Origin of the sequence: Flavobacterium ovatum, from assembly GCF_040703125.1 — a bacterium.
Classification (GTDB): Bacteria; Bacteroidota; Bacteroidia; order Flavobacteriales; family Flavobacteriaceae; genus Flavobacterium; species Flavobacterium ovatum.
In genome coordinates, this window is record NZ_CP160035.1 from 1809092 (window position 1) to 1833236 (window position 24145).

A 24145-nucleotide genomic window follows, 5' to 3' on the forward strand; every position below is an offset into this window, starting at 1 on the left:
GTATATCGGATAAATAACAACTTGTAGGTTTTATTGAATGGTTTTATTTTGAAACGTTTCGTTAATTAGAATTTTCAGCCGTACCGAAATCCTTATTCAAAAATCCTAAATATTTAACAGATCAAATAGTATCTTTGGTTTTTTAAATTTGAAAATGAAGAAGATTTTACTGCTTTCGGACACGCACAGCCATATTGATGATACCATTTTGAAATACGTAGCACAAGCCGATGAGGTTTGGCATGCGGGTGATATTGGGGATTTGGTAGTTACAGATACATTAAAAAAACACAAACCCTTGCGCGCAGTTTATGGGAATATTGACGATGCGCAGGCGCGAATGGAATTCCCGTTACACAATCGTTTTATGTGCGAAGGGGTTGATGTTTGGATTACGCACATAGGTGGGTACCCGGGGAAATACAGTTCAAATATTCGAGCGGAATTGACGGCTAATTCTCCCAAATTATTTATTTGTGGGCATTCTCATATTTTAAAAGTGCAGTTTGATAAAAAACTCAATTTATTGCATATGAATCCCGGTGCTTGTGGTAAAAGTGGTTTTCATCAAGTGCGTACGATGTTGCGTTTTGTGATTGAGGGTGATAAAATAAAAGATTTGGAAATTATAGAAATCGAGCAAAGAGTCTAGTTACGTTCTATATTCAATATGTGCTAAAATTGAGATTGTAGTTCCGGAATTAATAGTTGATTTTATTTTGAGTTTTCCCTCCATATTTTTGATTCGAGCTCGAATTTGGTTGAGCCCAAAACCTTCAATGATATTGAATTTTTTAGTGTCAAAACCTTGGCCATTGTCAGTTATTTGAATTATTAAGTTGCCATTCTTTTCGGTAAGTTTGAGTTTAGCCTGATTGGCTTGACTGTGTTTGATAATGTTATTGAGGAGTTCTGTGATTATAAAATACATTTTCATTTCAAATTCTTCGTTATATCGAGTATGAGTGTCTTCAGGGCCTTCGTATTCAAAATGTAAGCTCGAATTAGAGTTTTTTTCGCATAAGTCGTGAAGTGCATAATAAAGTCCAAAACGCGCTAGCAGAGAAGGAAGCAATTGGTGTGATAGATCTCTTACCTTGTCATGAGCATCGCGAAGTATTGATTTAGTTTTGATTAACTCTTCTGAAGACTCGGGTTTTTTAGCATTCAATACACTAAGATGCATGTCTGCGGAAGAGAGTAAAGCGCTGATGTTGTCGTGAAGAAATGAAGCTATTTTTTTTCGTTCCATTTCTTGGCCGTTCATAGAGGCGTTGATAATGTTTCTTTGAATTTTACTTTGAATGTTTTTCAGGTCGTTTTTTTGTTTCAACTTGGTGTTTTGAAAGAAAAAGTAAAAAAGAATGATGATGACAATCAAAGCCGAAATTATAATTACGCTTATGCGCTTATTTTTGGTTTGGTTTTCAATCATCAATTGTTCTTTGGTTTTAAATTTAGTTTCGATGTTGTCAATCTCTCTTTTGTATTCATCTAATTCCAAATTGATGCCTGCAACATTGGCCTTTTTTAGCTTTTCTTCATCATTTATTTCAGATGTGAGGGTGTTGTATAAGTTTAGATTCTGATATGCTTTTTGAAATAGTTTGTTTTTGAATAAAAATTTCGAATATTCTAAATGGGAAAATGATAAATCCGATTTTTCGTTTTCTTTTCGACCGCATTCTATCGCTTTTTCGAAATATTTTACGGCTAATGCATTATGTTTGATATGTGAATGATACATTCCGTTTAGCATGTTTAAAGCTATAATAGAGGACTCTTTTCCGTATTTTAGATGGTGTTTATTGATGAATTCTAGATAAGGCAATCCTTCGTCAAAGCGACCGATGTCAAAATAAGCCCATGTGATATTGAGTTTGGTAAAAACAATTTGTGTGGTGTCTTTGATTTTATTGCTGTATTGAAGTGATTTTTTATAGTAATAAATTCCTTTCGCATATTCTTTTTTATCAAAACAGTAGATGTTGGCAAGGTTGTTATTAAGCCAATTTTTGAGTTTATTGTTATTTGTTTTTTGGGCATACAATAGTCCTTTCTTGTAATAAAAAAAGGCTTTTTCAAACTCAGTTAATTCATCAAAATTGGCCGCAATAGTATTGTAGCAATTGGCAATTAAATTGTTGTTTTTGATTGCAATAGCATATTTTAAAGCTTTGCGGGATTTTTTTAATGATTCTTCATGTTTTTCTTCCAGCATTAAGCGAGTCGCATCCTGAACTAGTTTGGTAGTTTCTTTTTCAGTTGGGATGTTTTCTTGAGAAAAGATAGCTTGGTTAGCAAAAAATAGTGTTATGTGAAGAAATAAAACAAGCCGTATTGTTCTCATAAAAGGAGTTTGTGATTGGTCTACGATTTGATTAAATTGTTCTTAATAGCAAATTTAACGATGCTTATCGTATTTTTGGCTTTCAGTTTTTTGATGATATTTTTTCGATGCGTTTCAACGGTATTGGTACTGATGAATAATTTTTCGCTAATTTCCTTCCCGCTGAATTCTAATGCTATTAGGGTGGTGATTTCAATTTCTCTGTCTGTTAAAAGCGAGGTGGTGGAGATTTTTTTGGGAATTAATTGCGGGTTATTTTGGGTAGCGGTATTGAATATCTTTTCTCTTACAACTTTGCAAAAATACTCTTCGCCATTCGCAACGGTTTGTATGGCTTCGACGATGTTTTCACCCGCACACTGTTTCGTTAAATAGCCAGAAGCACCTAAATTCATTACTTCTTTGATGATTTTTAAATCATCATAACTAGAAAGAATGATTACTTTACAAGGGAAACCTTTTTTATTAAATTCCTTTATAACTTCAATTCCGTCCTTTTTAGGCATACTGATGTCTAAAATTAAAATGTCGCTATTGTTGGCTGTGACTTCTTCAAAAATCGAACTACCATCAAGAGAAAACCCTACCACTTCAAAGTTTGAAACAGTGTTTAATAAAGTCTTCATGCCATCAATAAGAACATGATGGTCATCAGCAAGATGGATTCGTATTTTTTCTTTCATTGGACTGTAGGTGAATTTTCAAATTTAATAAAAAAAAACGTTAGAATAATTTATTGATGGATTGACTTCTGTATGAAGTGATGATGTAATTCAATCGCAGTCTATTAGTTATTCAGTTCAGTTAATTTTGGGTAATCTGCCTGATGAATGGTCGATTATTTAAAAGTAAGGTATTTTTGCTTAGGGATACAAAAAAACCCGAATATAAAATTCGGGTTTCCTTCGCACTAATAAACTAAGTTTATAGGTTTATCTCAATCTATCCACAGATTTTACAAGATCTTCGTCCTGTTTGATGGCCTTATTAGCAAGTACTAATAATACGATAGTAACAATAGGAAGAAACATCCCAATACCTTTCTCCGAAACTATTTCAGTTCCTCCAGATAAGTTTAGTGAATGATATACAAATAATCCTAATAAAATTAAATTTAATATGATATTCAATCTGCCAAGGACAAATTGACTTTTTCTCTTTTTAAAGGAAATAATACTAAATATACTGAGAGTTGTACTCAGTCCAAACAATATAACGAACAATTGATTTTGCATAAAAAAATAATCATCACCATTGTTTATTGTCCATAAAGGGAAAATAAAGGGTAGAATACCTGTAGTTGCAAAAGCAAGAAATAAATAAATAGTTTGAATTCTCTGTATCATTACGGGTTATTTGTAGCACAAAAATATATTTTCTTTTTTTAAAATACTATTGTATCATAAAATTTTATTCGTATTATTGCATAACAATACCGTAAGCACTTCATACTGCGGTCTATTCAAATTAAAAATATACTACCTATTTTTTTAGTGTTTCCAAATTAATTAAATTCAAAGAACTTTCATGTTTGATATTTCTGCATTAAAAGAAATGAAGCTAGCTGAGCTTCAAGAAATAGCTAAAGCTGCTAAAACTATAAAATTTAATGGTGTTAAAAAAGAGACTTTAATTGGTCTAATTTTAGGCCATGAAACAAGTGTGAAGGTTGACTCAGGATCTGACGTCAATACTGAAGCAAGTGATGATTCAGATAAGCCTAAGAGAGCACGAATACTTCCTGTGAAAAAGGCAGTTATATCTAAAACTACATCAAAAAAAGCTATAGAAAAGGAATCGTCAAATGGTGACAATGATTCTGTAGTGGAAACTGAAGCAGTTCAAGAAAAAGCAATTGTCGAGGTCAATGCTGAAGCCGGAGATCCAGAAAAAAAAGGTCCTAAAATTGTAAAGTTTAGTAAGTCAGCTTACGAACAGAAAATTGCACTAAAAAAGGAAAAAGAGGAATCTAAGGAATTAGTCAAAGAAACTGTAGAAGTCGTTGAAAATACGGAAGCAACAGAATCAAATAGTCCAGCTAAAAAGATAAATCCAAATCAATTAAATAAGCAAAATCCAAATTTTAAAAGTAAGAAAAGTAACTTTAGAGATGCTGATTTTGAGTTTGATGGAATTATAGAAAGTGAAGGTGTGTTAGAAATGATGCCTGATGGGTATGGTTTCTTACGTTCTTCTGATTACAATTATTTAGCTTCGCCAGATGATATTTATTTGTCAACTTCACAAATTAGATTGTTTGGACTAAAAACGGGTGATACTGTAAAAGGAGTCGTAAGACCCCCTAAGGAAGGAGAGAAATTTTTTCCTTTAGTTCGAGTTCTCAAAATTAATGGTCACGACCCACAAGTGGTGAGAGATAGGGTTTCGTTTGAACATCTTACTCCTGTTTTTCCTTCAGAGAAATTTAAATTAGCCGAAAGACAAAGTACGATTTCAACTCGTATTATTGATTTGTTTTCTCCAATTGGTAAAGGACAACGTGGTATGATTGTCGCTCAACCTAAAACGGGTAAAACTATGTTGTTGAAAGAAATAGCAAATGCTATTGCGGCCAATCATCCTGAAGTTTATTTAATCGTTTTGTTAATTGACGAACGTCCTGAAGAGGTTACTGATATGCAACGTAGTGTAAGAGGTGAGGTTATTGCTTCTACTTTTGATAGAGAGCCTCAAGAGCATGTAAAGATTGCTAATATTGTTCTTGAAAAAGCTAAAAGATTAGTGGAGTGTGGACATGATGTAGTAATTCTTTTGGATTCGATTACTCGTTTGGCAAGAGCTTATAATACAGTGCAGCCAGCTTCTGGAAAAGTATTGAGTGGTGGTGTGGATGCGAATGCGTTACAAAAACCAAAACGTTTTTTTGGTGCTGCCCGTAATGTAGAGAATGGCGGTTCGTTAAGTATTATTGCAACAGCTTTAACTGAAACAGGTTCTAAAATGGATGAAGTTATCTTTGAGGAATTCAAAGGTACAGGTAATATGGAGCTGCAGTTGGATCGTAAGATTGCAAACAAACGTATCTTCCCGGCTATTGATTTGACTTCTTCTAGTACAAGACGTGATGATATGCTTTTGGATGAAAATACATTACAAAGAATGTGGATCATGCGTAAATATCTTGCTGATATGAATCCTGTTGAAGCAATGAGCTTTATAAACGACCGTTTTAGAAAAACTAGAAATAACGAAGAGTTCTTGATTTCGATGAATGATTAATTCAAAATTCAATTTCAAAAGGCAATGAAAAATAAATAAATTCAATTTCCGATGAAATTTCTAAAATAAAATAAAAGTAAAAGCTCCGATTTCATATTGAAATCGGAGCTTTTTTATTATAGATAATTCAATTGCTTTTTGACTTTTGAAATTGACCTTTGATTTTTATTTACTGTTTTCTTTCTAATAAAGCCATGTAAAAACCATCAAATCCAGATTCTGAAGCTAAAATTTTATCGTCTTTAATGAAGGTAAATTGCTTTCCGATTTCAGTAGTTAAAAAACGTTCTACTTGTTCTTGATTTTCGGATGGTAAAATAGAACAGGTAGCATAAACTAGTTTTCCACCTGGTTTTACAATTTTAGAATAACTTTCTAAAACCTCTGCTTGTATTTTACGAATATTGTCGATGAACTCTGGTTGCAATTTCCATTTTGCATCTGGGTTTCTTTTTAAAACACCTAAACCACTACAAGGAGCGTCAATCAAAACACGGTCTGCTTTTTCGTGTAAACGTTTGATTATTTTTGTGCTATCAATAATACGGTATTCAATATTAAAGGCGCCATCACGTTTAGCTCTTATTTTTAATTGCTTTAATTTACTTTCGTATAAATCCATAGCAATTAACTGCCCTTTGTTTTCCATCAAGGCAGCAATATGCAATGTTTTTCCTCCAGCACCAGCGCAAGTGTCTACTACTCTCATTCCTGGTTTTACATCAAGGAATGCGGCAACCAATTGCGAATTGGCATCTTGTACTTCAAAAAAACCTTGTTTGAAAGCATCAGTCATAAAGACGTTTGCTCTTTCTTTTAAAACCAAAGCATCGGGTTGTTTCTCTAAGGGATCTGTGTGGATATCTAAATCCATCAAGATAGCTCTTAGGTTTTCCTTAGTCGTCTTAAGTGTATTTGTTCTCAAAATCACTTTCGCAGGTTGGTTTTGAGCTGTAATTTCTTTCGACCAAACTTCTTCCCCTAGTTCTTTGACACATGCCTCATCCATCCAATCTGGAATAGATTCTTTGATAGCGCGTGTTTTTGATAATTCAGCAAAACGCCCTTTAATTTTTCTCTCCGGTGTACCTTCCAATTGACGCCAGTCAGGAATTGGATACCCTCTTAAAACTGCCCATACTGAAAACATTCGCCATAAGTTATCACGGTCAAAAGGTTCTTTTACTTCTGCAACTTCTGCGTATAGTCTTTTCCAACGAACAACTTCGTATATAGTTTCGGCAACAAATTTTCTATCTGAACTTCCCCAACGTTTGTCTTTTTTTAAAGCTCTTGCAACCACTTTGTCAGCGTATTCTCCTTCGTTGAAGATGGCATTTAGAGAATCGATTGTGGTGTAAACTAAATTTCTGTGTAATCTCATTTTAATTAATTGAGCTGCAAAGGTACTATTAATTGATTTGAAAGTTTAATTTAAAATTCATGAAATTAATTTATTCTTTTTGGGATAAAAAAACACCGTTTTTAAAAGGACGGTGTTTTGGAATTTTTATGTTTTGGTGTTATTCTACACGTGTTAATCCTACAAGTTCAGGGGCGTGAAGCACCATTGGAAATTTCTCTATTTTAACGGAACTACTGTCTAGTCCAAAGGCTCTTTCTTCTGATAAGCTTAGTTTTTTGATGAAAAAATATGAGTTCATCACAATTTTTTCATACCATCTTAAGTCACTGTCGTTAGAAAGAAATTTTTCTGATAATACAAATTTGAAATCACCAAGGATATTGTTTTTGTTCAAAGATTCATATCTGCTGGTAATATCTACTTCGCCTTTCTGGACCATATCCTTAATCACCTCTTTGAACATAAGGTTGATTTTAGTAGGTTCTCTAAACCCTAAGTTGAAATCGATACGATATAAATCGTCTTTTAATATTTCGGTTACTCGGTATTCTGTTTTATAAGGTTCAGTCAGAATATTCACATGGACAAACCAATAAATATCTGCCCTTTTAGGTCTTTTTTGTAAAATGGAATACATTACCTTTTCTTCAATTTCATCAGAGCGATTGGCGTTAGTCATATAGACTAAATGGGTAGCATATTTAGGAATGCTAAGATCAACACTCAATTCTTTTAGAACTTTTTTATAGTCTTCTATTTTTACAATTTTAGTATAGCTTTTATTTATTTTTTTGGCAAGATACCAAGTTGTCATTATTGAAATTAGTACAATTGCAATCATTAATGTTACATAGCCACCATCTGCAAATTTGGTTACGTTGGCAGCAAGGAAGCTTAGTTCGATCATTAAATAAATTGTGATCAAAGGAACCATGAAGTATAGTTTTACTCTTTTCATTATCAAATAAAAGTTGAGTAAAATAGTGGTCATAATCATGCAAAGGATAATCGCTAATCCATAAGCATGTTCCATGTTACTTGATTCCTCAAAATGGATCACAATACCTACACAACCAAAAAATAATAGCCAGTTGATAGAGGGTATGTACAATTGTCCTTTGAGTTCAGTAGGGTATTTAATTTTTACCTTTGGCCAAAAATTTAAACGCATCGCTTCGTTAATTAAAGTAAACGAGCCTGTAATTAAAGCTTGGGATGCAATTACTGCTGCTAATGTGGCAATCATGATTCCAAAAGGTTGAAACCAATCAGCCATTATCAGGTAAAACGGATTTCCATATTTTCCGCCTAAAGTTTCTAAAGTCTGTCCTTCGTGGTGAATCAAATAAGCTCCTTGTCCAAAATAGTTTAGTAGTAAAGTTGCTTTGACAAAAATCCAGCTGATGCGAATGTTTTTTCGTCCACAATGTCCCATATCTGAGTAAAGAGCTTCAGCTCCCGTAGTACATAAAAAAACTAATCCTAAAACGAAAAACCCTTCCGGATGTATGGTTAGTAGGTGATAGGCATAGTAAGGGTTGAATGCTTTGACAACTTCAGGGTGTTTTACTATTTGTATGATTCCAAGAATTCCTAGCATGCTAAACCAAATTAACATCATGGGAGCAAAAAACTTACCTACCAATTTAGTTCCAAATTGTTGAATTGCAAATAAAACAAACAAAATTCCGATTACAATAGGTATAGTGTTTATTTCTGGGTAAAAAGTTCTAATTCCTTCTACCGCTGAGGAAACTGAAATGGGGGGTGTGATAATTCCGTCAGCAAGTAATGCACTTCCTCCAATAATGGCGGGGACTATTAGCCAAGTAATTTTTGTTTTTTTTACTAAAGCATAAAGGGCAAATATTCCACCTTCTCCATGATTGTCTGCACTCAAAGTGATGAGGACATATTTGATAGTTGTTTGTAGTGTTAATGTCCAAAAAACAGCGGAAATACCGCCTAAAACGACATCAGCGTTAATGGTATGGTCGCCAAGAATAGCTTTCATTACATACAAAGGTGAGGTTCCAATATCTCCGTATATAATCCCTAATGTTATTAATAGGCCTCCTAAAGATAATTTAGTATGTAAATCTTTATGTGATATGCTCATGTAGTATTTTTAAAAACAGTTCAAATTTACTCTTTTTTAATAAATTAGATTAGTATTCTTAAAAAAAGCACAAAAAAAACACGGTCTGTTAAACCGTGTTTTATTTCTGTATTTAATTTTGGTGTTAGGTTCTTCTGTTGCTCATGCTATTAGAAGAAGAATTTCTACCGTTATTTTCTGAATTTTGTGGTCTACTTTCTCTTACTGAGTTAGATTTACTTTCGGAAGAACGACTTTGTTGAGGAGCTGATTCTCTAGCCGAACTGGATCTACCTTGAGAATTGTCTCTAGAACTTCCACTTGATTGAGGAGCGGACTCTCTAGCCGAACTGGATCTACCTTGAGAATTGTCTCTTGAGCTTTCACTTGATTGAGGAGCGGACTCTCTAGCGGAACTAGATCTACCTTGAGTGTTGTCTCTTGAGCTTCCACTTGATTGAGGAGCGGACTCTCTAGCTGAACTAGATCTACCTTGAGAATTGTCTCTTGAGCTTTCATTTCTTTGAGAAGATGATTCTCTTGATGTACCAGACTTGTTTGGAGTATATCCTCTTTGTGATGATGATCTGTCTGAATTGCTCACTCTTGGAGAGCCATTTCTATAAGAATCACTTTCATTTCTTGAAGTCGAAGTTCTACTGCTTCTTCTCTGGTCAAGCTCATAACGATTTGTTACAGATGAGTTTCGTCTTGAAAAATTATGATCAGGATGCATACGCTCATAGCCATTAGAACGTCTTGTGCTGTATAGTGTTGCCGCATAACTACTACGTCTGTAGTTTACGTAGTTGTAAGAGTTGTGAAAATTAATAGACACTTGGATATTAGATCGGTATCTATAAAGTGGGTAAGGATTCCATGCATAATAATAAGAAGGATAGAAGTTCCAATACCAATTAGATACATAAGGACGATAATTGCCTACATAAAAAGAAGCGTAGATTAATGGTTGGCTATAGTATACAGGCTCATAAATATAATTAGGACCATAAATGTATTCGTTCCCTACAAATTGTATCTGAATATTATTGTATCTATCTCGTTCAACATCGATTGTAGCAACATCTTGATAGACATCACGATCAATTACAGACTGTATAACAATCAAATGAATATTACGATCTACAGTTTCTATTACTCGTAAGTAATCAACACGATTATCATAATTTAAATCCAAATTAGATATTTGAATTTCAGGGTCGTTAAGTCTTCTTTCAAAGTCTTGTAAATTTCTTGAATCACCAAAAAGCGAAGCTACAGCTCTTATATCTAAATTGTCGCTTATTTCATCATTCATAGTATTTACTCTTCCATATTGTGCTTGTGTTTGAAAAGCAAAAAGGAGGGTTATTAAGCTTGCTATTAGAGTTTTAGTTTTCATGACGGGTAGTTTTATATTGAATAATTACTGATATCCAATTACTGTGCCAATAACTTTTTGTAGCAATGTTGTTTTTTTGATTTAGGTTGTTTTAACTTTTAAATATAAGTTTAACTTTTATTCATAATGGGTGAAAATCCAGTATTTGTAATTTATAAAACAATAGAAATTATTTGGAAATTAGTAGAGTTTTGCGTAAAAAAAAATCCCAATCTCGAAGCGATAGCTACTTGATTGGGAATAATAAAATTAATTTTTTGAGTTTTTTTCTTTATACTGTTGAAGTAGTTTTCGGTTAAAGTCTTCTTCAGCTTTTTTTAATTTAATGATTTTGATTTTGGGTAATACCCTCTTTAAATTGTTAATCAAATTTTTTCTAAGTTGATAAAGCTCCTCATCAGTGCTTTCAATTTGTGAAAGTAAATCGCTGGCTTCCTTTTCTTTCATTTTATTTAAGATCTGATCTTTCATTAAATTCCGATAAGTTTTGATTTTTTGATGCCTGATTTCGAATTGTTTGTCATCAAAAGTGTTGTAAATAGGCCAAAATTTATCTGATTCAGTAGAGGACAAATTTAACTCTGAATTGAAAAAAGCAACTTTTAAATCTTTAATTTGGTCTCTTTTTTCGGACATCCCTTGCTGAGCATATGAATAAAATGACAAGGTTAGTAAAAGAAAAAGTATTTTTTTGAAATTCATTTCGTTATGTCTTTAATTAGATTCTGTTGATAAATCAATATCCATTTCATTAATATCAATCGCAACTGTGGACTTCAAGTTGTCGATATCTTCATTGTCCAGTAAATTAATGATATCGTATTGGGTAACATTTGATTGATAACTCAAATAATTTTCAATAGCGCTATCGTCAATTTCTGTTGTTTTTGTTGCTGTAGTATATATGATTGGTATCAATAATGCAATTACAAAAACAGCTGCCACCATTAATATAATATGCTTTCTATTTCTGAAAATAGAAATTAAGTTTGACTCTTTTTCAGGTTCAGGTAAATGTTGCATTACTCTTTCTGATAAAGTATCAAAATAATTATCTGGTGTTTTAAAACCAGTACTTATTTTAGGGGTTGTATCTAATTTAAATTCTTTCATGATATAGTTTAGACTAAATAAGCTGCTAAAGGTTTAATTGTTGGTAATAAATGCTTCAATTTTTTTTACAGCATGATGATAAGACGCCTTTAAAGCTCCTACTGAGGTTCCTACTATTTCAGAAATCTCTTCATATTTTAACTCTTCGAAATATTTCATCTTGAATACTAATTGTTGTTTTTCAGGAAGTAGGGTAATTGCTCTTTGTAATTTTATTTGTAATTCGTCCCCATCAAAGTAAGTGTCTGATTTTAAGTTATCAATGACTTTGTTTTGCAATGTTTCTGAAGTTATTCCACTTTTTTTAACTTTTTGGTTCAAAAAAGTAAGTGCCTCATTGGTAGCAATCCGATACATCCATGAAAACAACTTACTTTCACCTTTAAAATTTTTTAAATGTTGAAATACTTTTATAAAGGTATTTTGCAATACATCATCAGCATCGTCATGATTTAGCACAATGTTTCGAATGTGGTTGTATAATGGTTTCTGATAATCAAACAAGAGTTTTTGAAACGATTCGTTTTGCGTTCTAGGATCTAACAATCGTTCAATAAAATCTTTTTCTTCGAGCAAAACAGTAATGGATTCAGATGTGAGTTGAAAATTAATTTAAATTTTTTGCATTGAGTTTATTCGGAACTAAAATTCAGATGGTTCTTCTCTTTTCTCAATCACAGGCATTTTTTTAGGTTCAATTTTTTTGATTACAGGTTTAATGCTTTTCAAAGGGTGAACTTTAATGGAAATAGGCGTTGCAATAGGTGTTTCTTCTTCTTTTACTTCAACAGTTTCGGGTGTGGGTGTTACTGTTGGTGTAATTGTGACCTTAGGAGCAATTATTTTAGGCGTAAGTGGAATATAAATTTCGGTAACCCATTTGGATGGATTTTTCACTTCATTTCGATCAAGAGTAAACCATTCAATATGTGAAATAGTTGGGTCTGCTTTAATTTGGTTTTTATTTAAAAAGGCAATGCCTTTATCTATGGCTTTTTGCATATGGGAATAATCACCAGTCAATACTGTTTTAACAGCTTCAGTAGCTTCCAGTTTTCCGGAGTTAAGATCACTACCTGGACTTATGAAAATTTCCGTTTTTATAGGGATGCAAATAGTGATTTTGGTTATTTGCTTAATTAAATCATAGGTGTGGTAAATGATAAAAGGTTTTCCTGTAATACTAATATTGTTTTCTTGGCAAAAACCATTAATATTAGGTGTTGCAATCTTTGCGTTTTTATAAACCTTCTCAATCTCGGATGTAAATGTTTGTCCAATATAGTAGATATTAGGTCTTTTAACTAAACCATATTCTTTGACTGTATAAGTATTGATTTCATAATCTAATGCTTTGTCTAAGTTGTTTAGACTTTTTTCATACATCTGACCAATGATTTTGTCAGGACCACCATTTAGTGCAGCATATATCTTGAAAAAAAAGCTCATTTCTCCAGTAGTTTTCCATGTCACTTTAGTTCCTCCAACAGTGTCTTTAAAGCTCCATGATACACTGGATGAAGTGTCATTAAAACTCATTTTTTGAGCAATGCTGTCATTTTCTTTTACAAAAAGAGTTTTCATCTTTCCACTTCCTTCGTTTCCTTCCCATGAATATGAAGCGCCAGGGCCTATAGTTGTTGGCGCATATACTATTTTTATTAGGGTATCTTCTTCCATCCAAGAACCAAAATCTTCCCAATTTTTCAAGTCATTTACATAGTTGTAAACGGATGATTTTGAGCTATTAATGACTTTGCTTCTTTCAATGTTAAATTCGCCTTTTTGTGTAGCAACAAAAATTGACAAGGTTACAAAGCTTAGTAGTACTAAAAGGATTAGATATTTTAGAATTCGCATAATAATAGGATTGTTTTCTGATGTAAAGTTATATATTTATTTATATACTTTGGCGCCCAATGTAAAAAATGTAAAGGATTGGTTTTCTAAGGGATATTTGAAAAGTAAATAGTATAAATTGCTTAGCTAGTTCTAACGGATTTTTGATAATTATATTGTTTAAAAAATCCTGTTTGATTTGAATAATAGAGGTGCTTTATGATTCTAAGTTCTTGTATCCCTCTATCTTATTGCTTTTTTTATAATGACTATATTTGTTAATTAGTAATAGAAAATAAATTAATAATGAAATTTCAATACAGTTTAAATTTGTTTGTAATGCTACTAGTGTCGGTGGTTATTCATTCTCAAAAAGAAAATAAACGGGCATTCAAAGTTAAAGACAATACTTCTTTTGAATATGTTGTAGAGCAATTTGCGGACATTAAAGTGTTGCGTTATCAAATCCCAGATTGGGAGAATTTAACGTTGAAAGAACAACAACTGGTTTATTATCTAACTCAAGCTGGTACTTCGGGGCGAGATATTATGTGGGATCAAAATTACAAACATAATTTAAAAATAAGAGAAGCCTTGGAGCAAATTTATACTAAGTATAAAGGTGATAAGTCAGTTGCAGATTGGGTAAATTTTGAAATATATTTAAAAAGAGTTTGGTTTTCAAACGGGATTCACCACCATTATTCCAATGATAAAATCAAACCTGAATTTTCTGAAAAATATTTTATTACGCTTTTGAAGGGTACTAAAACTTTTTTAGAACCCAATATTATTGCTGTACTTTTTAATGAAAAAGACAGTAAAAAAGTAAATTTGGATGAGTCCAAAGGATTGGTGGAAGGCTCCGCAATAAATTTTTATGGAAACGGAATTTCACATAAAGAGATTGAGGTTTTTTATGCTCAAAAGAAGAGTCCAGATCCAAAGAAACCCTATTCTTTTGGGTTGAATTCTAAGTTGGTTCGAAATAAACAAGGTCAGCTGGAAGAGAAAGTTTGGAAAAGTAACGGTATGTATGGTGCTGCGATTGATAGAATCATTTATTGGTTGGAAATGGCCAAAACGGTTGCTGAGAATAGTATGCAAGCTGATGCTTTAGGGTTGTTAATTGAATACTATACAACAGGAAATTTAAAAACATGGGACGATTATAATATTGCATGGTTGCGAGCTACTGATGGGAATATTGATTATATCAATGGATTTGTTGAGGTGTATAATGATCCCTTGGGTTATCGTGGTTCCTACGAAAATATTGTACAAATTAAGGATTTTGATATGTCGCAGAAAATGGAAGTAATATCCAAAAATGCACAATGGTTTGAAGATAATTCTCCATTAATGGAATTACATAAAAAGAAAAATGTAGTTGGGGTATCTTATAAAACAGTGATTGTAGCAGGGGAAGCAGGTGATTCCTCGCCTAGTACACCTATTGGAGTAAATCTGCCCAATGCGGATTGGATTAGAGCTCAATATGGGTCTAAATCGGTATCATTAGGAAATATTGTTGAAGCTTACTCAAAATCGGCTGGAAAAGACAGGGTCGCCGAATTTGTTAATGATGATGAAGAACTTGAATTAGCAAAAAAATACGGTGCGACTGGGGATAAATTGCATACAGCTTTACATGAAGTGGTAGGGCATGCCTCAGGACAAATTAATGCAGGTGTTGGGACTCCTAAAGAAACATTAAAAAGTTACGCTTCAACAATGGAAGAAGGTAGAGCTGATTTGGTGGCTTTATATTACTTGTACAATCCTAAAATTGAAGAACTAGGATTGGTGGTTAATTGGCAAGAAGTAGGAATGGAATCTTATGACGCCTATATTCGAAATGGGTTATTTACACAATTAATCCGAATTAAATTAGGTGAAAGTATTGAGGAAGCTCATATGCGAAACCGCCAGTGGGTGAGTGCATGGGTATATGAAAAAGGCCTTCAGGATGAGGTTATTGTAAAAAACACTCGTAACGGTAAAACTTATTTCAATATTACGGATTATGGAAAACTTCACGAACTGTTTGGACAATTATTGAGAGAAGTACAACGCATCAAATCCGAAGGTGATTATGAAGCAGCCAAAGCTTTAGTTGAAAATTATGGAGTAAAAATTGATGCCAAACTACATGCTGAGGTTTTAGATAGAAACAAACAGTTTCCTTCTGCTCCTTATAGTGGTTTTGTTAATCCAGTTTTGGAGCCAAAATTAAATTCGAAAGGTATAATTATTGCTGTTGAAGTGAAGCAACCCAAAACGTTTGCGGAGCAAATGTTGTCATATTCTAATAATTTTAGTTTTTTGCCTTTAGAAAATTAGGTTTTAGTAGAATGTGAAAATTAAGATTTTTTTTTAAAGAAGTTTTTTATTTTGAAGTAAATAAAATTAAATCAATAATTCTAGAGGAATAGCCGATTTCATTGTCGTACCAGCCTACAACTTTCACCATTTTATCAATAACGGAGGTCAATTGAGCATCAAACAAACACGAATGCGGATTTCCTAAAATATCTACAGAGACGATTGGGTCTTCTGTGTAGTCTAAGATTCCTTTTAAATTGGTTTGGGCTGCTTTTTGGAAAGCTTGGTTGATCTCTTCAATACTTACTGTTCGTTTTACGTTAAAAGTAATATCAGTCAAAGAACCATCGGGTACAGGAACACGAATTCCACAACCTCCTAATTTATTATCTAATTCAGGAAATATTTTGGTCAATGCCTTTGCTGCTCCTGTAGTTGTAGGGACTATAGATTGACTTGCACCACGAGCCCGACGTAAATCTCTGTGTGGTTGATCGTGTAAACTTTGGTCAGTGGTGTAGGAGTGTATTGTAGTGATGTATGCTTGTTCTATTCCACATAGTTCATCAATCACCTTAATCATTGGTGCCGCATTGTTAGTCGTACAGCTGGCATTAGAAATAATAGTTTCAGTTCCGTCAAGGATTTGTTCGTTGACTCCTAAAACAACTGTTTTGATATTTTCTACTTCAGCAGGAGCAGAAAGAATTACTTTTTTGGCTCCAGCCAAAATATGCGCGTTTATATCGTCAAAGGTTTTGTATTTCCCGGTGGACTCAATCACATAATCGAGGTTTAGGCTTTTCCAGTCAAGATTGGAGATGGTTTTTTCGTGGTAAAATAAAAAATGTTGCTCATCAACAGAAAATCCAGTTTCATCAGCAGTTACTTTAGCGGGTAAAACGCCGTGAATACTATCGTATTTTAGTAAATGCGCCATCGTTTTAGTGTCAGCAATATCGTTGATAGCGATGACCTCGATAGTAGGGTGGTTGAGTAATAATCGAAAAAGATTTCGACCGATGCGTCCAAAACCGTTGATGGCAATTCTAGTTTTCAAATGAAAAGGTTATATGGTTAATCGTTTAACAGCTTAATCGGTTAAACAGTTAACCGATTAAACCATTGTTTATTTATAAAATATGTTTTTGCGCTTTGTATGAAGAACGTACTAATGGGCCGCTTTCGACATGACGGAAACCTAATTCTAATCCGTATTGTTCGTATATAGCAAATTGTTCGGGTGTTATGAATTCTTTTACGGGTAAATGCTTTTTACTAGGTTGTAAGTATTGACCAATGGTTACTACGTCTACATTGGCATCGCGAAGGTCTCTCATAGTTTGGTAAACTTCTTCTTCTTGTTCACCAAGACCTAACATGATTCCAGATTTAGTTCTCTTGATTCCTTTTTCTTTTAGGTAGCGTAATACTTCTAGACTACGGTCGTATTTAGCTTGAATACGTACTTCACGAGTTAATCGACGTACGGTTTCCATATTGTGTGAAACCACTTCTGGGTTTGCTTCTACAACACGGTCTATATTTCTTTCAATTCCTTGAAAGTCAGGAATTAAAGTTTCAAGAGTCGTGTTTGGGTTCATTCTACGAATGGCTTTTACGGTTTCTATCCAAATGATAGATCCTCCATCTTTCAAATCATCACGATCCACACTGGTAATAACCGCGTGTTTGATGTTCATGATTTTGATTGAACGAGCTACTTTTTCAGGTTCGTCCCAATCTACTGTTTCAGGACGTCCTGTTTTTACGCCACAAAATCCACATGAACGGGTACAAGTATTTCCTAAGATCATAAAGGTAGCAGTACCTTCGCCCCAGCATTCGCCCATGTTTGGGCAACTTCCTGAGGTACAGATAGTGTTTAAACTATATTTGTCAACCAAACTACGAAGTTCAGTATATTTTTTTCCTATTGGGAGTTTTACTTTAAGCCATTTTGGTTTTGCAACAGGTGCAGTAGTATCTAAAACAGTTTCCATATATCAATTTTCAGGCTACAAAGATAAGGAAACTGTATTTAAAAAGAGTGTTTAAGTTATCGTTGCTTTGCTATAGATATGTTAAAAAAAAACAGCATCATTTAAGTGCTGTTTGACGTTTATTGGTTGTGGAAATTGAAGGAATTTGTCATAAATTGAAATGATTCTTCGCTATTACGAGTTTTTAATAGTTTCGGTTTACGTATTAATTCATTTGAATGGTGATGGGTAAGGTGTAAGCGGTGCGTACAGGTTTAGATTCTATTGTTCCAGGAGTCCATTTAGTCTTTAGTGATTTTAATACTCTAATGGCTTCTTTATCTAAGCCATATCCAGGATTATTTTTCACTTGGATGTCCGTCATACTTCCGTCTTTTTCAACGACAAAATAAACCATGATTCGAACATTTTTTTCTTCATTGATTTCGGGAGTTTCAAAATTGCGCCCTACATAATTGTAGAATTTTTCTATTCCGCCAGGAAATACGGGTTGTTTGTCTAAGTTCGCAATGGTAACAATAGTATTGCTATAATCGGTGTTGGTGTTTGCGCTATTTCCAGTGCCAGTTCCATTTACGGCACTATTTCCTGAATAAACTGTTGGTGTTGTTCCTATAATTGCATTTGGATCAACTGTTGTTGGACTAATAGTATTGTTTTTTGGAATATCTGGCGTGGCTTCATTAGCTTGAACAATAGTAGGTTTTTTTAAAGTTTGAGTGTCTACTTTTTCTGTAATAATTTGGGGTTTCACCTCTGGAGATGTGTTTTTTAGTATCGGTTTTGTTTCTTCAATAAAAGGAGTCAAATTGACTGGTGTTATGGTTTCGTTTATTGTAGGGAGTACGTTTTCAATGATGGTTGTGTTTGTGTTATGAAAGCTCTGTAACACTTTTGGGATTACTAATAAAACGGCACATAATGAAAGACTCACTAATAGGGCAAGAAGAGAGGTTTTGGTGGTTTCGTGGCGCAGTTGATATGCTCCATACTCTTTGTTTCTGTTTTCGAAAACTAGATTAATCCAGTTGGCTTCGTAAATGCTTGATTTTGACATAATTCATTAGGTTTTAATGGTTAGGTAGCAATCAAGTCATAGGCGGTATGTATTTATATTTTAACGCATTAGTAAGAAAATTATTGTGTTGATTTTGGATATATTTTCATTTTTGAATACGATTCGTCTCCGCCCCTGATAATAGCGGTAGCCCCGAGAATTAGGATGCTATTTTTTACAGTTGCTACAGAGCGACTTTAGAAGCTCCTGTAGTGACTAGTAAAGAAAGCATCCTAATGGAGGGCTAAAGCGGTTAGCAGGAATAGGCGCATTATTATAAAACGGAATATTGTTAGCGTTTGTCTCGAATGATTTCGGCTAGGAGTTTTTTGGCACGTAGGAGTTTGACTTTGACGTTGCTTAAAGGTTCGTTAATAGAGTTTGCAATTTCTTGATAGCTCATTTCCTGAAAATAGCGCAGTTGAATCACTTCCTGATAATGTGGTTTCAGCTCCTTGATATAACGTAAGAGTTGGGAAAGGTTTTGCTCTGTGATGAGTTCGTCTTCGGCAGAAGGTGTAGTGTCAGCAATATTGTGTGCTTTTTGATCTTCTTTCTCGGTTATTTCAACAAAAAGACTGGCTTTGTTTTTGCGCAACAAATCTATATGTACATTTTTGGCAATACTAATGAGCCATGTATTGAATTGAAATTCAGGGTTGTAAGTGGTGATTTTGTCAAAAGCTTTGGAGAAGGTTTCGATGGTGATATCCTCTGCATTGGTTTCATTCTCAGTTCGTTTGAGCATGAAACCATATACTTCGTTCCAGTAATAGTTCAATAGAAAGGTAAAGGCAGTTTGATCCCCTTTTTTAGCTTTTTCTATTTGATTATTTATTTCCAATGGACTGGTTTTGAGAATAAGTTAGCGATAAAGATATTCATTTGTGACAATATAAGAAACAATTCAACAATGGGAAACCAGTATTTTATATCATTTTCTTTAAGTTTTCCTGCTGAAAAACCTACCACGGTCCAGGTACCGAGGTATCGAATTACAATTAAACTCAAAACAATTATCCATTGAAATTGTAGTGATAGTAAAAGAATAGCTAGAGTGAAAAATAAAATTTGAGAACAATAAAAAGTACCTAACTGCAATTTGTCTAATGTTTTATAGTGATTGGCAGTAGATAAGTGTCTTCTCTTTTGTACGATCCACTCTTTGTAGGTTGATTTAGGCTTTGAATAAGTAAAGCTCTCTGGTGTATAGGCTATGGTGGTGTTTTTTGAACTAGCAGCTTCATTGATGAATAAATCATCATCACCAGAACGTACTTGAATATGATTGATGAAGCCATTTACTCTGAAAAACTCTTCTTTTTTATAGGCTAAATTTCGACCTACGCCCATATATGGATTTCCTGATTTAGCCCAAGATAAATATTGGATCGCCGTTAAAAGGGTTTCAAAACGAATGATTTTGTTTAAAAACGAATTGGAAATTTTTTCATATCCGCCATATCCTAACACAATTGTTTTATGCATAGTAAATTGAGAACTCATTGCGGTTATCCATTCTTTTGAAGTAGGATAGCAATCAGCATCAGTAAATAAAAGATAGTCTTTTTTAGCGGCTTTTATTCCGAGGGTTAAGGCGTATTTTTTGTTTCCCCAAAAAGCTTCATTGTTTTCTACTTTTACGATGCGGATATTTGTGTATAGTTTTTCAAATTGTTCAAAAATTTCCAAAGTGCTATCACTAGACGCATCATCAATTAAAACAATTTCAAAGTCAGGATAGTTCTGTTCAGCGAGTAGTGGGATGAAATCGGCTACATTTTTGGCTTCGTTTTTAGCACAAACAATAACCGAAATAGGGATTCTTTTTGGTGTTGCTTTTTGCGCTTTCGCAAAAGCAAATTTCCCAAAAATGCCAAGATAATACACTAGTTGAACAATAACAATAAGTATAAAAAAGTAAAGTAATAGTATAAGCATCGGACTTTATAAGGTTGTTTTAAATCGAGTGCAAAGGTATGAATAGAATTATGAATTTTATAATAAAATTTCAAGCTTATTATAGTGTTTAAATGACATTCACTTCAGCTTCTATTTGAATACCAAAGGTTTCAAATATAGTTTGTTGTATTTTTTTGGAAACGGCTAGTATTTCTTGACCTGTAGCATTGCCGTAATTTACTAGAACGAGTGCTTGGTTCTTGTGGATTCCTGCGTCACCAAAGCGTTTGCCTTTGAATCCTGCTTGTTCAATTAACCATCCTGCGGGTACTTTAACCTCAGTTTCAGAGATGTCATAAAATTTCATTTCAGGAAATTTCAGATGGATTTTTTCAAATTCTTTTTTGCTAACAATGGGGTTTTTAAAGAAACTACCACTATTACCTAATTCTTTAGGGTCTGGAAGTTTGCTTTTACGAATGGAGATAACAGCATTACTCACCTCTTTTATCGTGGGAGTTGTAATGTTGTTTTTTGTTAATTCAGTCAAGATGTCACCATAAGAAGTATTGGTTTTATGATTGCGTTTGGTCAATTTAAAAACAACAGATGTAATGATGAATTGGTCTTTGACTTGGTTTTTAAAAATACTTTCTCGGTATCCAAATTGACATTCGTCTTTGATGAAAGTTTTGTTTTCTTGATTTTCAATTTGTACTGCTTGACAAGAAATAAAACTATCTTTCATTTCAGCGCCATAAGCGCCAATGTTTTGAACAGGAGTTGTCCCTACGTTACCAGGAATGAGGGACATGTTTTCAAGTCCACCAAAGTTTTGCTCAATGGCCCAAAGAACAAACTCATGCCAGTTTTCCCCAGCTTGACATTCAATCCAAACTGAATCTTCGTTTTCCTGAATTACTTTTTTTCCTTTTAAGTCAATATGAATGACTAGTGCCTCAATATCTTGAGTTAATAACATATTGCTACCTCCACCAAGGATGAATTTTTTTTCGTTTTTGTTTTGTGCTAAAACGGTTTTTAATTCTTCAGTAGAATGAACTGCGATAAATTTTTTTGCTTTGGCTTCAATACCAAAAGTATTATAGTTTTTTAATGAAAAATCGTGTTGTATTTCCATAAAAGAAAGGCGTTTTTAAAAATGAATTCAGAACCCAAAAGTAAGAATAAATAAGTTGTTTGGGGTTTATTTAAAGTAGATTTTGTCAATTAATAATTACTGATTAGCATCTATAAGTTTATGGTACTTGTCTGCAATAATTTTCATGTTTTTTTTGTAATTGGCATGTTCTTCTATGAAATTTCGATTGTTAAGAATTGCTTCATTACGGTGTGATGGGTTTTCAAAAGCCCAAATAATAGAATCTGCCAGGGTTTTGAAATCATTTTTAGGGATTAGTTGGCCGTTTTTACGATGTTTGAGCCAAGTTTGATTGCCTTCGACATCTGAAACTATTGGATAACAATTAGAGGCCATGGCTTCAAATAAAGAGCCGGAAACACCTTCAGTGAGTGGCATGCTGATGTAAAAATTGGAGTCTTGTAATATTTTTGGTAAGTCTGTATTTAAGATTCTTCCAGTAAAGATTACTTTGTCTTCAATATTTAATTCTCGTGATAAATTTTTTAAAGATTCGAGTTGGGTTCCATCTCCTATAATAGTGAGCGAGAAATTAAATCCTTTTATATGCAGTATTGCAAATGCTTTTAAAATAATGTCATGACTGTAAACCGGTAAAAGAGAGCGCGTGACAATGGCACATATTTTATTTGGATTAGCGGTGTTTATATTCTCAAATTTAGATAAATCAATTCCTTTAGGTAATACTAAGACTTTAGACATGTTTACTTTGGCTTTCACCATAGAATTAGCCATAACGGGTCCCCAAGCATGAATAAGCGTGGCTTTTTTGAAGGCGTAATTCTGAATTATTTTTTTAAGGGGATAATAAATAGACTTTTTTGGCCACAAATCGGTTCTTCCTTGTTGGGCGATGGCAGTTAACTTGACACCGCATATGACAGCGAGAAAACCATAACTGGTCGTTCTTTCTGCAATAATCATATCAGGTTGATGTGTTTTAATTATTTTTTTGGTTTGAATAGGGGCAAATACATATTCAAAAAGCCTCATAACTCTACGGAATTTACCGTGCGAAGGTGTTTTTAACTCCCAGCTAATAATTTCGAAATCTCCAAATTCTTGCAGACCATTCATCCAGGTGATGGCATCGGCTCTGTAGGTTTCTCCAAGGAAAAGTATTTTTCTTTTTTTCATTCCTTTTTTTATTAGTCGTCAGCAGTTAATGCGCGATTCATGAACTCATTTAGAGGTTTTAATATTATTAATTTCTTAGTCATTTTAGTTACAAAATCCTTTTGGGTAATTTCAGTAATATCAAATTTTTGTAATACTTCAAAGCTTTTTAATTTTAACAATTCAATGGCAGGGTGCTCTTTATCATATCCTCTTGGAGGGTTTTTTAGGCAGCTTTTTTCGGTTCGTGCAAAAGTGTCAAATTCCTTTCTAAACGTTTTGTTTCTTAAAATAGCTTCTAAATCTTCATGGAAAAAGGCGATTTCTTTGCGTACTTTTTTTAAATCATCAGATTCAGGAGCATAAAATCCTCCTGCTATAAAACTAGCCCCTTTTTCGATATGAACATAATACCCAGCTCTGTTGTTTCCTTTGGTACCAGAGGATAACCAAACTCCTATATGAGATTTGTAGGGTGATTTGTCTTTTGAAAACCGAATGTCACGATTAATTCTAAAGGTGCAATGTTTTATTTCTAACATTTCTAAAGAAGCATCTAATGGTTTTATTTCATCCAAGAAATCTGAAACTAATTGATGATAGTCTTTTTTGAAAACCTCGTATCTTTTTTTATTTGTAATAAACCAATCTCTATTATTGTTTGCTTTTAAATCGTCAAGAAATTGTAAACTGTCCTTTGATAACATAGGGTTAGTATTATGATTTTAGTTTTTATTGCTTTTTAAACCTTCTGAACTCCATTGTAAAAATCCACCATCCAATTCATATATGTTTTCAAAGCCCAATTCAGTTAGTTTAGCAGACGCTTTTTTACTTCTTCCTCCGCTTTTGCAATATACAAAAACAGGTTTTGATTTGTCTAGTTTTTCTGCTTCAGTATCAAAATTATCTCCGTTCCAATTGATGTTTTTAGCGCTGATGAGGTGTTCTTCTTCAAATTCTTCTGGGGTGCGTACGTCTATAATTTGTGGTTTTTCAGTTGCTTCTATTTTTTTTGAAAAAGTAGCTGCATCAACAATAGTGCGGTTTTGAGAATGTTGTTTTTGACAACTTAACAATATAAATGCTGGAATTAGGAAAATAAGATTACGGAATTTCATTAGGATTTAATTTTAAATATGTGTTTTACTAAGGTAAGTAAAATTTACTTT

The 24145-nt window shown here is 33.4% G+C and carries 22 protein-coding genes; 3 read left to right on the top strand and 19 right to left on the bottom strand.

Going from position 1 to position 24145, the window contains the following annotated elements:
• Positions 1–154: 154 nt before the first annotated feature.
• On the top strand, positions 155–652 hold the full coding sequence (locus ABZP37_RS07760; RefSeq protein ID WP_366187040.1) for a metallophosphoesterase family protein: 498 nt from the start codon (positions 155–157) through the stop codon (positions 650–652).
• Here the strand turns inward: ABZP37_RS07760 and ABZP37_RS07765 are convergent, their stop codons facing one another.
• The 3 genes from ABZP37_RS07765 to ABZP37_RS07775 form a co-directional block, all read right to left on the bottom strand.
• Positions 653–2350: an ATP-binding protein gene (locus tag ABZP37_RS07765; protein WP_366187041.1), complete on the bottom strand. Its 1698-nt coding sequence runs from the start codon at positions 2348–2350 to the stop codon at positions 653–655. It lies immediately after the preceding gene.
• A 20-nt stretch (positions 2351–2370) separates the two neighbouring features.
• Positions 2371–3033 carry a response regulator transcription factor gene (locus tag ABZP37_RS07770; protein ID WP_366187042.1) on the bottom strand — a complete coding sequence of 221 codons (663 nt, stop codon included), beginning with the start codon at positions 3031–3033 and terminating at the stop codon, positions 2371–2373.
• Between the two features lie 249 nt (positions 3034–3282).
• Positions 3283–3696, bottom strand: coding sequence for a DUF4293 domain-containing protein (locus ABZP37_RS07775; protein WP_366187044.1), 414 nt, complete (start codon positions 3694–3696; stop codon positions 3283–3285).
• Positions 3697–3877: 181 nt separating this feature from the next.
• Between ABZP37_RS07775 and rho the strand changes: the two genes are divergently transcribed.
• Positions 3878–5590 (top strand): transcription termination factor Rho, encoded by a 1713-nt coding sequence (gene rho, locus ABZP37_RS07780; protein WP_366187045.1) that lies wholly within the window; start codon positions 3878–3880, stop codon positions 5588–5590.
• 169 nt (positions 5591–5759) lie between these two features.
• Here rho and ABZP37_RS07785 read toward each other — a convergent pair whose 3' ends face one another.
• The 7 genes from ABZP37_RS07785 to ABZP37_RS07815 all read right to left on the bottom strand — a co-directional run bounded on the left by ABZP37_RS07785 (position 5760) and on the right by ABZP37_RS07815 (position 13429).
• Positions 5760–6974 (bottom strand): methyltransferase domain-containing protein, encoded by a 1215-nt coding sequence (locus ABZP37_RS07785; RefSeq protein WP_366187047.1) that lies wholly within the window; start codon positions 6972–6974, stop codon positions 5760–5762.
• Positions 6975–7113: 139 nt separating this feature from the next.
• Entirely contained in the window at positions 7114–9075 is a 1962-nt protein-coding gene (locus tag ABZP37_RS07790; RefSeq protein WP_366187048.1) for a KUP/HAK/KT family potassium transporter, read from the bottom strand.
• Positions 9076–9199: 124 nt separating this feature from the next.
• Positions 9200–10456 (bottom strand): hypothetical protein, encoded by a 1257-nt coding sequence (locus tag ABZP37_RS07795; protein WP_366187050.1) that lies wholly within the window; start codon positions 10454–10456, stop codon positions 9200–9202.
• Positions 10457–10705: 249 nt separating this feature from the next.
• On the bottom strand, positions 10706–11158 hold the full coding sequence (locus tag ABZP37_RS07800) for a sensor of ECF-type sigma factor (protein WP_366187052.1): 453 nt from the start codon (positions 11156–11158) through the stop codon (positions 10706–10708).
• Between the two features lie 12 nt (positions 11159–11170).
• Positions 11171–11569, bottom strand: a complete 399-nt coding sequence (locus ABZP37_RS07805) for a hypothetical protein (protein ID WP_366187054.1) — start codon at positions 11567–11569, stop codon at positions 11171–11173.
• A 33-nt stretch (positions 11570–11602) separates the two neighbouring features.
• Complete coding sequence (locus tag ABZP37_RS07810) at positions 11603–12145, bottom strand: sigma-70 family RNA polymerase sigma factor (RefSeq protein WP_366187055.1); 543 nt, start codon at positions 12143–12145, stop codon at positions 11603–11605.
• 66 nt (positions 12146–12211) lie between these two features.
• Positions 12212–13429: a transcriptional regulator gene (locus tag ABZP37_RS07815; RefSeq protein ID WP_366187057.1), complete on the bottom strand. Its 1218-nt coding sequence runs from the start codon at positions 13427–13429 to the stop codon at positions 12212–12214.
• A 285-nt stretch (positions 13430–13714) separates the two neighbouring features.
• Here ABZP37_RS07815 and ABZP37_RS07820 point away from each other — a divergent pair, with 285 nt between their 5' ends.
• Positions 13715–15751, top strand: a complete 2037-nt coding sequence (locus ABZP37_RS07820) for a dihydrofolate reductase (protein ID WP_366187058.1) — start codon at positions 13715–13717, stop codon at positions 15749–15751.
• Between the two features lie 46 nt (positions 15752–15797).
• On the opposite strand, the gene gap is transcribed toward ABZP37_RS07820, so the two are convergent.
• From gap to ABZP37_RS07865, 9 genes are all read right to left on the bottom strand, one after another.
• A complete protein-coding gene (gap, locus tag ABZP37_RS07825) occupies positions 15798–16793 on the bottom strand; it encodes a type I glyceraldehyde-3-phosphate dehydrogenase (protein ID WP_366187060.1) in 996 nt (331 codons plus the stop codon).
• A 73-nt stretch (positions 16794–16866) separates the two neighbouring features.
• Complete coding sequence (lipA, locus tag ABZP37_RS07830) at positions 16867–17736, bottom strand: lipoyl synthase (protein ID WP_366187062.1); 870 nt, start codon at positions 17734–17736, stop codon at positions 16867–16869.
• A gap of 205 nt (positions 17737–17941) precedes the next feature.
• Positions 17942–18793, bottom strand: a complete 852-nt coding sequence (locus tag ABZP37_RS07835) for an energy transducer TonB (protein ID WP_366187064.1) — start codon at positions 18791–18793, stop codon at positions 17942–17944.
• Positions 18794–19085: 292 nt separating this feature from the next.
• Positions 19086–19637: a sigma-70 family RNA polymerase sigma factor gene (locus tag ABZP37_RS07840; protein WP_366187066.1), complete on the bottom strand. Its 552-nt coding sequence runs from the start codon at positions 19635–19637 to the stop codon at positions 19086–19088.
• On the bottom strand, positions 19628–20734 hold the full coding sequence (locus tag ABZP37_RS07845) for a glycosyltransferase (protein ID WP_366187067.1): 1107 nt from the start codon (positions 20732–20734) through the stop codon (positions 19628–19630). The genes ABZP37_RS07840 and ABZP37_RS07845 overlap by 10 nt, the downstream gene beginning before the upstream one ends.
• A gap of 88 nt (positions 20735–20822) precedes the next feature.
• The gene (murB, locus tag ABZP37_RS07850) at positions 20823–21836 is read right to left on the bottom strand and encodes a UDP-N-acetylmuramate dehydrogenase (protein WP_366187069.1); all 1014 of its coding nucleotides are present in this window, start codon (positions 21834–21836) and stop codon (positions 20823–20825) included.
• Between the two features lie 96 nt (positions 21837–21932).
• Positions 21933–22994, bottom strand: a complete 1062-nt coding sequence (locus ABZP37_RS07855) for a glycosyltransferase (protein WP_366187071.1) — start codon at positions 22992–22994, stop codon at positions 21933–21935.
• Positions 22995–23005: 11 nt separating this feature from the next.
• Positions 23006–23680 (bottom strand): DUF2461 domain-containing protein, encoded by a 675-nt coding sequence (locus ABZP37_RS07860; protein WP_366187073.1) that lies wholly within the window; start codon positions 23678–23680, stop codon positions 23006–23008.
• 18 nt (positions 23681–23698) lie between these two features.
• Positions 23699–24094: a rhodanese-like domain-containing protein gene (locus tag ABZP37_RS07865; RefSeq protein WP_366187075.1), complete on the bottom strand. Its 396-nt coding sequence runs from the start codon at positions 24092–24094 to the stop codon at positions 23699–23701.
• Between the last annotated feature and the right edge of the window lie 51 nt (positions 24095–24145).